The sequence below is a fragment of the Pseudomonas sp. PNPG3 genome (assembly GCF_023093815.1).
Taxonomy (GTDB): domain Bacteria; phylum Pseudomonadota; class Gammaproteobacteria; order Pseudomonadales; family Pseudomonadaceae; genus Aquipseudomonas; species Aquipseudomonas asiatica.
In genome coordinates this window covers 1-278 of record NZ_JALLKV010000192.1, presented here as the reverse complement: position 1 = coordinate 278, position 278 = coordinate 1, and the positions used below count along the sequence as shown (strand labels likewise).

1 pseudogene is annotated in these 278 nt (G+C 75.9%); it reads right to left on the bottom strand.

Annotated features, from left to right (window positions below):
* Nucleotides 1–278: pseudogene (locus MJ643_RS30695) on the bottom strand (hypothetical protein); the annotation flags it as partial.

Genomic DNA, 278 nt, shown 5'->3' with positions numbered 1-278 from the left:
AAGGGCACCTCGGCCGTCCGGGCGAAGCGGGCGTCGAGCGCCGCATCCCCGTGCCCCGCCTTGCGGGCAGCGACGATCAGCGCTCCCTCCGTGGGGTCCCCCTGCACCGACCAGCGCCCCTCGCTTTCCCGCAGCACGGCGTTGTTGGCAAGGCAGGCGACGGTCAGCGCCCGGGTCAGTTCCGCCCGAAGCGGGCCCTCCACCGGCTGCCCGCCGGGAGTGCCGATGCCGCCCCCGGGCGCATAGCCGGTACCGCCGAAATCCACCCGGCCGCTGGC